Here is a 9,249-nt window from a genome sequence, read left to right as displayed (position 1 = left end):
TGATCCCGCCTCCTACTCGATTTGCGACAGCTTGGGTTACAATTTATTGCCGGCTTAAGCGGATATTCGGCGGGCTATAAGGCTCACTGCTGCGTAGCGGGTTGATATCCAGGCCACCACGGCGGGTATAGCGGGCATATACCGCCAGAAAATCTGGTTTCGCCAGCTGCCAGATATCGTTGTAAATGCGCTCGACACATTGTTCGTGAAATTCGTTATGGCTGCGAAAGCTAATCAGATACTTTAGCAGCGCTTCGTGTGACAAGGCGGTGCCGCGGTAATGAATAAAGACGCTGGCCCAGTCTGGCTGCGAGGTGATCAAACAGTTCGATTTTAGTAGATGCGAGTGCAGCTTTTCTTCCACCTGACCCCGGGCGGGATCCAGTGCCAGCAACGCCGGCTGATATTGATACTGATCGACGCTGATGTCCAGCTCGTCCAGACAGACGCCCGGGATCCAGGTGGGCTGGAACGTCATGATCTCACTGACATTATGCAAGCTAACCTTGACCGTTTTACCGGCACAGGCCGACAGATCGCGTTGCATCGTCTGATAAACCTGACCAACGTCGGCAAAGCGGCTTTGATTAAAGCTGTTCAGGTACAGCTTAAATGACTTGGATTCAATCAGATTCGGTGAGTCGAACGGCACCACAAAGGTAGCCAGCGCCACCTGCGGTTTACCCTTGCTATTAAGCCACGACAGTTCATAACCATGCCAGATATCCTGCCCGACAAAGGGCAGTTGCTGACCCAGACCGATAGCCTCGCGGCCAAGGCTGCGGGGAACAGCCTGTAACAGCGCAGCATCGTACTGATCAACATACTCAGTGATTTTGCCAAGACTGAGCTCGGCCAGAACATCGGTGTGGCTTTTGGTCATTTCGGATTCTTTTTCGCTAGGTTTTTCGCTATCAGGCGTTTTTCGCTACAATGGGCTGATTTTAGCATAACCAACCCCGGGAGTAGAGGTGTCTGTCGAACAAGCTTACGCAAAATTTATCGAACAAAGTCTGGCCTGGCACAGTGCTCAGGGTATTAGCATGCAAACTTGGCGCGATCCGGCTCAGGTGTCGCCCTGTGAAGTGTCGCAGCTAAATGACGAGCAGGTAAGCTGGCAACCGGTACCGCAGCAACCGGCCGCAGATTTTAGTAATGTCGAGCTGGCACTGGAGCTGGAACTGCACCCTGACATTAAAGCCTTTTACAGTAGCTGGTTTGGCGCCAATCTGGCAGCGGAGCATACCAAAGGCAAGCTGGCATTATTAATGCCCTGGCATGCCGCCGATATCGCCCGCTTACAGGAAAATATTATCGGTCATATTTTGATGAAGCGCCGTTTACGCCAGCAGGAGACGGTGTTTTTTGCGGTAACCGATGATGAAAATATTATGCTGTCGGTGCTCAATAGCAGTGGCGAAGTGTTTCAGGAAAGTGTCGGCCAGGAGGTTAAGGTAAAGCTAGCCGACAATTTGGCCGCTTTTCTGGCCGAGCTAAAGCCGCTGGCTTATTCGCCGCTGTTTGACTGACATTCCCAGGCGATATTCGACAGCAACTGACAGTTGTCACAGCGAAAATCGAAGACTCCGGCTTGCGGCGCGGCTAAACGCCAGTTACCACCACAGCCGGGGCAGCATTTATCGGCTTCAGCCTGGCAATCGGCACTACTGCCGCTATAAAGCGCATACCAAATCGGCCGCTGGTTTTGTCTGGCCAATTGTGCCGCCAACTTCCGGCCCTGGCGGTTAAGTTTGCTCTGGTATTGCTGCAGACTGTTTTCAGCGGTTTTGTGCAGCACCCGATCTTGCTGCAGCTGAATTTCGTCCAGCGCCTGAAACTGCAGCTGCCAGCGGATCAGCGCTTCATAATCGGCCGCTGCAGCTTTAAGCCAAAACAAAGGCACAGGTTGCAGTGTATCGGCGCAGCGCAGTGGCGAGCAGGTATCGGCATAGGTGGTAAAGAGCACCAGCTCAGCCGGTAGTTCTGTGACAGTTTGCTGTGACATCAGATCCTGGCCCAGCAGTTGGCATTGCGGGTAACCCAGGCCTGCTGCAGCTAATTGCTGTTCTGCGGTCTTAACGCGGGCACTGGCGTGCTGACCGCTTAGCGCATCCGCGGTTGGCAACACCAGCCGGCTGCAAAATGCTTCGCCGGTAAAGGCGGTAGGAAACTCACGCCCCAGCATCTGACCATTAAAAATCAAGGCTTCCAGATAGCGGCGAATGGCTTGCTCGGCCAGGCTGAACTCGGTATCGGCAATCAGCGTAAAGCGCAGCTCAGCCAGATACATCAGGGCGTTCCAGCAGCTGTAATAGCCGGTCGAGTTTTTGTTCTATCCGTGTCAGACGGGCGCTTAGCGGCTCTTCTGATACGACGGGTGTTGTCTCGCCGTCCTGTGCTTCGTCTGCCGGCGGCAAGCCGGGATTATTACGCCACTGCTGATAGGCGCTGAATAAATCCGGCCCTGCCAACTGTCCGGCCAGGCGGCCGCGTAACAATGCCAGATTGACGGTTTTACCCTCTTGTTGCAGTTGTCTGGCGGTGACTTGCACCAGTTGCAGCGCTTTGCTCATTCGTTTCGTCATTTTCGCTAAAATTTCGTTTAATTTAGCACTTTAGCCTGATGCTGAATAGCAGTGTTTCGTTAAGGCCATGTATTATATCGCTATTTTATTTTGGCCTTAGTTTTGCTTGGTTTGGCATTGTCGGTGCTAATAGCGCCAATACAACAATAATTCAGGAGTTTTTTATGTTTTCTGCTGCCGCCGTGCAAAAATTACTTATCGTTACTGCTGCCACCCTGGCATTATCTGGCTGTGTGGTTGCCATTGGTGATAAAACCGAAACCTCATCGGAAAGTGGCTGGCGTAAAACCCAGCAATTTAATCTGCAAACCATTAACCAACTGGCCTTGGGCGTGAGCAGTGAAGAGGTGCGCAATATGCTGGGGGCGCCGGATTTCACCGAGCTGTTTCAAAAAGATGGCCAGCAGGTGCAAGTTTTGTTTTATCGCACTCATCACCGGCACAGCGATGGTAAAACCACCAAAGACGAATGTACGCCTTTGGTGTTTAAAGATAACCGTTTAAGCGGCTGGGGTGATAAGGCTTATCAATATCTGTAAGTGGTCTGTTAGGGCGAGCTTTCTCACCGGGCGGATTTAGCTTAATGCAGTAAGGTATTAAGCTCATCGATGACGTCTGACCAATCGGAATCGGCGCGCCAGGCTTCGCGTAAAAAGCTGGCCTGAGCGCGGTTCCAGAACGGCGCATCGGCCAGCTCCATCCCGGCGCTAAGTTTATGCCGCCGCACAAACGCCTGGATCTGTTCCGGGCTGTTTTCTAAACCCAGCTGGGCAAACAGGGTGCTCAGAGTGTGTTTACTGGTATCCATGGTGCTCCTCCGTTTTGGCTTTCGCTTTAAAAAGTATAGCTGAGTTTGTGCTAATGAAATCGTGCTTGGCAAGCTCAGAGGCGACTGCTATTGTGAATAAAAAAACAACAATAAAAGGTGAGCGATGTTAGCCCAGGTCAGTCATATCGAACCCAGTCAATTAAAGGCCGCGCTATTAGGCGGTGAAGATCTTAAACTTGCCGCCTCTGTGCTGTACCAGTCTTATTACGATGATCCGCTGTTTATGGAAATCTTTCGCGCGGCAGAGCGGGAATATGAGGCACGGCTGCGCTCGGCGATCCGGGAAGAGCTCAGCACCTTTTGGCAGGCCGGGCAGCCGATTATTGGTTTGTTTCAGGGCGAACAACTGCTGGGCGTCGCCTGTGTGGTTGGCCCTGACTCCGGTATTGGCAGTAGCCGGCTTTGGCATTGGCGTCTGAAGATGTTGCTGACTGCGGGCCTACTGTCTACCCGGCAGATGCTAAATAAAGAAGAGAAAATTCATGCCGCGATGCCGGCTAAACGCTATCATATGCTGGCCTTTATTGCCGTGGTGCCAAAGTATCAGCATGCGGGTCTGGGGCATTACTTACTGGAGGCGGTTGACAGTCTGGTAGATGAAGATCCATCGTCTGCCGGCATCGGGGTTTTCGTGACCTTGCAAAAATATCAGGCGTTTTTTGCCGATGATCATTATCAACACGTCACGACACTGAGCTTTAATACCGTGCAGGGCAGTCTGATGTTCCGGTCACGGCAACAACATTAAGCGGGAGGCGATGCAGAAATTGTCAGAGCAACCATTCCAACGTTTTCAGGATTTTTACCCATTTTATCTGCGGGAGCATGCTAATCCGATCTGCCGGGCCTTGCACTATATTGGCAGTAGCCTGGTGTTACTGGTGCTGGCGTGGGTGATATTAAGCCAGCAGTGGCTCTGGCTTTGCAGCCTGCCGCTAATCGGCTATGGCTTTGCCTGGCTGGGTCATTTTGGCTTTGAACATAACAGGCCGGCTACCTTTAAGTATCCGTTTTATAGTCTGGCCGCCGATTGGGTGATGTATAAAGACTTTCTTACCGGGCAACTGGAGCGCAAACTCAAGGCCGCGCTGGCGCAGGCATAGGGTGTGGCACCGGATCAGGATGGGATCCGGTGGGGCGGCAGGTTAAAGGCTGCCAGATGCAAGCCACTTAAAACCAATTCAGCCTGATACCGGCTTTCGCCGTCAGCGCTAAAATCGACCTGATAGCAGGTGACAAAGCGCTGGCGTTGGCCGATTTTGCGAAAGCGATAGCAACTGCGACCACATTCCAGATACTGTAATTGATGCTGACGGCATAATTGGCGCGCTAACAGGATGGCGCGTTCGTCCTGTTTACGTTGCAACCAAAAGCCGTAACCGATAGTGATAACAATAAGTAAAAGTATAATACTGGTCATGAATACCTCTGTCCGGGGTAAAGCATAATGCTGGCGGTGCTGGCTTTTTACAAGGCTTTGGCTGCGACCCGGGCCGTTATTTGCTAAACTGCCAGCCCTGATTAGCCGCAGTCTGACCGCAAAAGGATGCTATGTCCCGGCAACAACTCCCGCTATTGTTACAGCAACTGGAAACTGAACTCAGAGCCGCAGCGCTATGGTCGGCCCAGCCGCCGGCGCCTTCAGCGCTGGCCAGTACCGCCCCTTTTTGCTGCGATACACTGCCTTTAGAGCAGTGGTTACAGTTTATCCTGATCCCAAGGCTTAATGCGTTGTTAGATGGCAAGCTGCCACTACCCACTAAGGTCGCGATCCTGCCGCTGGCAGAACTTGTTTATGCAGAGCGTGCTCAGCAGCTGGGCGTTTTACTCAGCGTAATCGGGGAGATTGATCAGTGTCTGAATCAAGCCTGAGTCCGGTGCCAGCCGCTGCTGAACCGCTACTGACCATTCTGTATCAGGATCAGTACCTGGTGGCGGTGGATAAGCCCAGTGGCATGCTGGTACACCGCTCTTTTATAGATAAACATGAAACCCGTTTTGTGCTGCAAAGCCTGCGCGATCAGCTGGGGTGTCATGTGTATCCGGTGCACCGGCTGGATCGTCCCACCTCAGGTGTACTGGTATTTGCGTTATCGCCGGAGATTGCCCGGTTACTTAGTCAACAAATTGAAGCCGGGCAATGGCGCAAAGGGTATCTGGCAATAGTTCGGGGTGTGGTGAAAACGGCCGGTACGCTGGATTATCCGTTAAAGGAGCAGCTGGATGCGATTGCCGATAAAAAGGCCCGTAGCGATAAAGCGGCGCAAAGTGCAGTAACCCGCTATTTACCGCTGCAGCAGGTTGAGCTGCCGTTTGCGGTGAGTCGTTATCCTACCAGCCGCTATAGTTTAGTGGCGCTGCAGCCGTTAACCGGCCGTAAGCATCAGCTGCGCCGTCATCTGGCGCATTTGCGCCATCCGATTGTCGGCGATACCAGCCATGGCGATGGCAAACACAACGCGTTTTTCCGCCAGCAATTTGATAGTGACCGCTTACTGCTTTGCGCTGTTATGTTGCAGCTGCCGCATCCGGTCAGCGGCGTAACGCTGCAGTTACAGGCTAGTCTGGCGGAGCTGGCTGCCTTGTGCCGGCAATTTGGCTGGCCGGATAACATCGCGTATTATCAACAGGTTTTTCAGCAATTTTTGGAGTAGGGTAGCATGCAAAAAATCGCCATTATGGTCGGTAGTGTGTACGGTGGCGCCGAGTATGTGGCCGAGCAGGCCGTGGAATTATTGTCAAAAAAAGGCTATCAGGCCAGGTGGTTTCAGCCCGCAGAGCTGGATGCCGTGCAGACCTTTGCGGCCGATTGCTGGTTAGTGATTACTTCGACCACCGGTCAGGGCGATATTCCGGATAATCTGTTTCCATTTTATGCCGACTGCCGCGATCGTTTTCCATTATTAACCGGCAAGCAGTTTGCGGTAATTGGTCTGGGTGACAGCAGCTATGGTGATACCTTCTGTGCTGCTGGCCGCCAGTGGTTTGAGCTGTTGACCGAACTGCAAGGCAGCCCGAAAGCCGAGATGCTGGAAATCGACGCCGGCGAAACCCTGCAGGCGGAAGATGTCGCCTTACCCTGGTTAGCCGCTAATTTCTAACCGTACTTTTAGACGTCTTTTTTAGCAGTACTTGTCCAGCTTACGATAGCTGCGCGCGCCCGGTGCCTGTAAGGCCGGGTCGTGTAGCTCGCTTAAGCGCTCACACCAGAGCGCGGTGGCGCCACAGACCGCTGCCGGCATCACCAGCAAATTCAGTACCGGCACCATACTACTGAGCGCAACCGCGCTGCCAAAAGACAGGCTCAGTAGGGGTTGCTGGCGCATATTTTTACGCAGCTCAATAAAGGCCACCTGATGGTTATCGTAGGGATAATCCAGATACTGCAGGCTATAAAACCAGGCACTGCAGAAAAACCACACTAGGGTACCAACCACCGGAATAAACCAGCACAGGATAAACAGGATCACCAGCCGTGGCAGCACATAGCAAAGCTTTTGCCATTCCCGGCTCAGTGTGCGGCCCGCCTGTTGCAGAAATTGTTGCCAGTTGTTGTGCAGTGGCTTGCCGGTAAGCAGGGCTTCGGTTTTTTCACTCAGCAGGCCATTAAAGGGCGCGGCGATAAAATTGGCCAGCATGGTAAAGCTATAGGCAAAACTTAGTAGCAGTGACATGATACCCAGCGGGATCAGCAAATATTCCAGCCAGTGTAGCCAGGCCGGCAGCGCACTTTGCACCGCCGTAATCAGTTGCCGCAACAATTGCCACAGCCAATAAAAGGCGACGCTAAACAGCACGATATTAATTAACAGTGGGATCAGCACAAAACGCTTTAAGCCTTTTTGCTTTAATAAAAGTACGCCTTTTAGAAAATAGCCCATGTTGGATCCCGATCAGTTGCTTTGCTGCCAGTATAGCGCGGCTGTCCCGCCAGTCACTTAAGCAAAAGGTAACAAGGTGTTGCCGCTTTAAGCTAAAGCAGATAGGGTAGTTGAATAACAAGCTTTGAGGATAAAGGATGTCTCGCAAAATAGTGTTTATTACAATTACCTTACTACTGGGAGCCGGTCTGTGGTGGTACGGTGGTACTGAACCTGACTTGCTGGTACGGCCGGAACCGCCAGCCGGGGCCGCGCCTGCTAAAGTTGTTGCAGCAGTCACGCCGACAGGAGCCAACAGTGCCAATAGTGGTTTATTTACGGCGGTGACGTTGAGTCAAACTATGCTGGCACAACCCGAGCCAGAAGATAGTCTGACAAAAGACATTGCCGCACAGAACAAAGCTGATACCGCACCCGTTTCAGCAGCTGATCAAGTTAGCTATTTTATTAATCAGGCCCAGCAAAGCGGGGCTATCCCCTATCAGTTGGCAGAGCAGTTAATGCAGCAGCCGGATTGGCAGCACTATGTAAGTGCGCTGGTGCCAGACCATCAGCTGGATTTTACGTTAAAAGATGAGATCGAACAGGCGCTGTATCAGCAGCTGGCTGCCAGCCAATATCGTGACGAACTGCAACATTTTAACTGTGGTGGCGGTTTCTGCTTTTTGGAATTGAGCGGAGAGAGCGAGCAACAGCTGGAGGATATCTTTCGGGCCGCGATTAAAACGCAGCGCGTGCGGGCGATCTTTAGCAGTTATCAGGCAGGAGAGTCTGACGGCCGCCTACGGCTGGTATTTAGCTATTCCGATGCGATCCCCAGTATTTCAGTGCCTAAAGCAGCAAAATAAATAACAAGGCCGGCATTAATGCCGGCCCAGGTAACAGTATACAGGTTTTAGTGGTTGCCTTAGCGCGGGGCAAAGGTCACTAACAACCACAGCACCGTCATACCGATGGTAAAGATCACATATTCCAGCCGCTGCTCAAAGCGCTTTTCAGGATCTTCGCTGCTTGATGGAAAGACGATTAATACAGCGCAAATCAGCGCCGCCAGTAATAACAGCAGCTGCAGTGTAAACCACAGCGCCGGGCAAAGTACTGCTAACCAATTTGCCATCTTAATTACTCTTCAATACTACGTAGCAGGGCATTAATGCCGACTTTGGCGCGGGTTTGGGCATCGACTTTTTTCACAATAATGGCAGCATACAGGCTGTGGCTGCCATCTTTAGCCGGAATAGTACCTGGTACCACTACGGCGCCGGCGGGTACCCGGCCATAGCTGATTTCGCCGGTCTCGCGATCGTAAATCCGCGTGCTCTGGCTGATATAGACACCCATTGACAGCACCGCGCCTTCTTCCACAATCACGCCTTCCACCACTTCAGAGCGGGCACCGATAAAGCAGTTATCTTCGATAATGGTTGGATTCGCCTGCAGTGGCTCTAATACGCCACCGATACCAACCCCACCTGAGAGGTGCACATTTTTACCAATTTGTGCACAGCTACCGACGGTGGCCCAGGTATCCACCATGGAACCTTCGCCGACATAGGCGCCAATATTGACGTATGAAGGCATCACCACCACATTTTTACCGATATAGCTGCCGCGACGCACTGCGGCTGGCGGTACAATTCTTACGCCATCAGCGCGGAACTGCGCATCGGTGTAGCCGGCATATTTCATCGGTACTTTGTCGAAGAAACGGTTTTCAGCACCGTCCATTACTTCGTTATCATTGATCCGGAATGACAGTAACACTGCCTTTTTCAGCCATTGATGGACCACCCACTCGCCGGCAATTTTCTCGGCGACACGGGCGCTGCCGTTGTCCAGCATGCTTAGCACCTGCTCCACCGCCTGTTTGACTTCGGCGCTGACTGTTTTCGGCGTAATGTCGGCGCGTTGTTCAAATGCGGTTTCAATAAGGCTTTTTAAATCAGACATTCGT

General features: G+C 52.3%; 16 protein-coding genes. 8 read left to right on the top strand and 8 right to left on the bottom strand.

From position 1 onward, the window contains the following. Positions 1-43: 43 nt before the first annotated feature. Positions 44-883, bottom strand: coding sequence for an NADPH-dependent 7-cyano-7-deazaguanine reductase QueF (queF, locus tag A9165_RS08360; protein WP_065955559.1), 840 nt, complete (start codon positions 881-883; stop codon positions 44-46). An 88-nt stretch (positions 884-971) separates the two neighbouring features. Between queF and syd the strand changes: the two genes are divergently transcribed. Continuing rightward, positions 972-1,529, top strand: coding sequence for a SecY-interacting protein (gene syd, locus A9165_RS08355; RefSeq protein WP_065955558.1), 558 nt, complete (start codon positions 972-974; stop codon positions 1,527-1,529). On the opposite strand, the gene A9165_RS08350 is transcribed toward syd, so the two are convergent. Both A9165_RS08350 and A9165_RS08345 read right to left on the bottom strand, forming a co-directional pair. Further along, positions 1,508-2,290: a DUF2310 family Zn-ribbon-containing protein gene (locus A9165_RS08350; RefSeq protein ID WP_065955557.1), complete on the bottom strand. Its 783-nt coding sequence runs from the start codon at positions 2,288-2,290 to the stop codon at positions 1,508-1,510. The two genes, syd and A9165_RS08350, sit on opposite strands and share 22 nt — an antisense overlap. Next, positions 2,277-2,585: a hypothetical protein gene (locus A9165_RS08345; protein WP_255365675.1), complete on the bottom strand. Its 309-nt coding sequence runs from the start codon at positions 2,583-2,585 to the stop codon at positions 2,277-2,279. The genes A9165_RS08350 and A9165_RS08345 overlap by 14 nt, the downstream gene beginning before the upstream one ends. A gap of 164 nt (positions 2,586-2,749) precedes the next feature. On the opposite strand from A9165_RS08345, the gene A9165_RS08340 reads away from it, so the two are divergent. Beyond that, positions 2,750-3,124: a DUF3192 domain-containing protein gene (locus A9165_RS08340; RefSeq protein WP_008607377.1), complete on the top strand. Its 375-nt coding sequence runs from the start codon at positions 2,750-2,752 to the stop codon at positions 3,122-3,124. A gap of 41 nt (positions 3,125-3,165) precedes the next feature. On the opposite strand, the gene A9165_RS08335 is transcribed toward A9165_RS08340, so the two are convergent. Next, complete coding sequence (locus A9165_RS08335; protein WP_008607378.1) at positions 3,166-3,393, bottom strand: DUF2789 domain-containing protein; 228 nt, start codon at positions 3,391-3,393, stop codon at positions 3,166-3,168. Between the two features lie 124 nt (positions 3,394-3,517). Here A9165_RS08335 and A9165_RS08330 point away from each other — a divergent pair, with 124 nt between their 5' ends. Together A9165_RS08330 and A9165_RS08325 are read left to right on the top strand one after the other, a co-directional pair. Continuing rightward, positions 3,518-4,162, top strand: a complete 645-nt coding sequence (locus tag A9165_RS08330) for a GNAT family N-acetyltransferase (protein WP_065955555.1) — start codon at positions 3,518-3,520, stop codon at positions 4,160-4,162. A 10-nt stretch (positions 4,163-4,172) separates the two neighbouring features. Further along, on the top strand, positions 4,173-4,517 hold the full coding sequence (locus A9165_RS08325; protein WP_008951385.1) for a DUF962 domain-containing protein: 345 nt from the start codon (positions 4,173-4,175) through the stop codon (positions 4,515-4,517). A gap of 14 nt (positions 4,518-4,531) precedes the next feature. On the opposite strand, the gene A9165_RS08320 is transcribed toward A9165_RS08325, so the two are convergent. Continuing rightward, positions 4,532-4,834 (bottom strand): DUF3301 domain-containing protein, encoded by a 303-nt coding sequence (locus A9165_RS08320; RefSeq protein WP_008607383.1) that lies wholly within the window; start codon positions 4,832-4,834, stop codon positions 4,532-4,534. A 131-nt stretch (positions 4,835-4,965) separates the two neighbouring features. On the opposite strand from A9165_RS08320, the gene A9165_RS08315 reads away from it, so the two are divergent. Genes A9165_RS08315 through A9165_RS08305 form a run of 3 tightly spaced genes read left to right on the top strand, consistent with a single transcriptional unit; the run spans position 4,966 to position 6,515 of the window. After that, the gene (locus A9165_RS08315; RefSeq protein WP_065955554.1) at positions 4,966-5,286 is read left to right on the top strand and encodes a YqcC family protein; all 321 of its coding nucleotides are present in this window, start codon (positions 4,966-4,968) and stop codon (positions 5,284-5,286) included. Next, the gene (truC, locus tag A9165_RS08310; protein ID WP_065955553.1) at positions 5,268-6,068 is read left to right on the top strand and encodes a tRNA pseudouridine(65) synthase TruC; all 801 of its coding nucleotides are present in this window, start codon (positions 5,268-5,270) and stop codon (positions 6,066-6,068) included. The genes A9165_RS08315 and truC overlap by 19 nt, the downstream gene beginning before the upstream one ends. 6 nt (positions 6,069-6,074) lie before the next feature. Then, positions 6,075-6,515, top strand: coding sequence for a flavodoxin domain-containing protein (locus tag A9165_RS08305; RefSeq protein WP_008607389.1), 441 nt, complete (start codon positions 6,075-6,077; stop codon positions 6,513-6,515). A 21-nt stretch (positions 6,516-6,536) separates the two neighbouring features. Here A9165_RS08305 and cysZ read toward each other — a convergent pair whose 3' ends face one another. Continuing rightward, the gene (gene cysZ, locus A9165_RS08300; protein WP_065955552.1) at positions 6,537-7,295 is read right to left on the bottom strand and encodes a sulfate transporter CysZ; all 759 of its coding nucleotides are present in this window, start codon (positions 7,293-7,295) and stop codon (positions 6,537-6,539) included. 137 nt (positions 7,296-7,432) lie between these two features. Here cysZ and A9165_RS08295 point away from each other — a divergent pair, with 137 nt between their 5' ends. Beyond that, on the top strand, positions 7,433-8,143 hold the full coding sequence (locus A9165_RS08295) for a hypothetical protein (protein ID WP_065955551.1): 711 nt from the start codon (positions 7,433-7,435) through the stop codon (positions 8,141-8,143). A 59-nt stretch (positions 8,144-8,202) separates the two neighbouring features. Here A9165_RS08295 and A9165_RS08290 read toward each other — a convergent pair whose 3' ends face one another. Then, on the bottom strand, positions 8,203-8,412 hold the full coding sequence (locus A9165_RS08290) for a hypothetical protein (RefSeq protein ID WP_008607391.1): 210 nt from the start codon (positions 8,410-8,412) through the stop codon (positions 8,203-8,205). 5 nt (positions 8,413-8,417) lie between these two features. Continuing rightward, a complete protein-coding gene (gene dapD, locus A9165_RS08285; RefSeq protein WP_008984268.1) occupies positions 8,418-9,245 on the bottom strand; it encodes a 2,3,4,5-tetrahydropyridine-2,6-dicarboxylate N-succinyltransferase in 828 nt (275 codons plus the stop codon). Between the last annotated feature and the right edge of the window lie 4 nt (positions 9,246-9,249).

Source organism: Alishewanella sp. HH-ZS (genome assembly GCF_001704375.1).
GTDB lineage: Bacteria > Pseudomonadota > Gammaproteobacteria > Enterobacterales > Alteromonadaceae > Alishewanella > Alishewanella aestuarii.
Note: the sequence above shows the minus strand (reverse complement) of the source record. Positions and strands in the feature narration are given on the sequence as shown.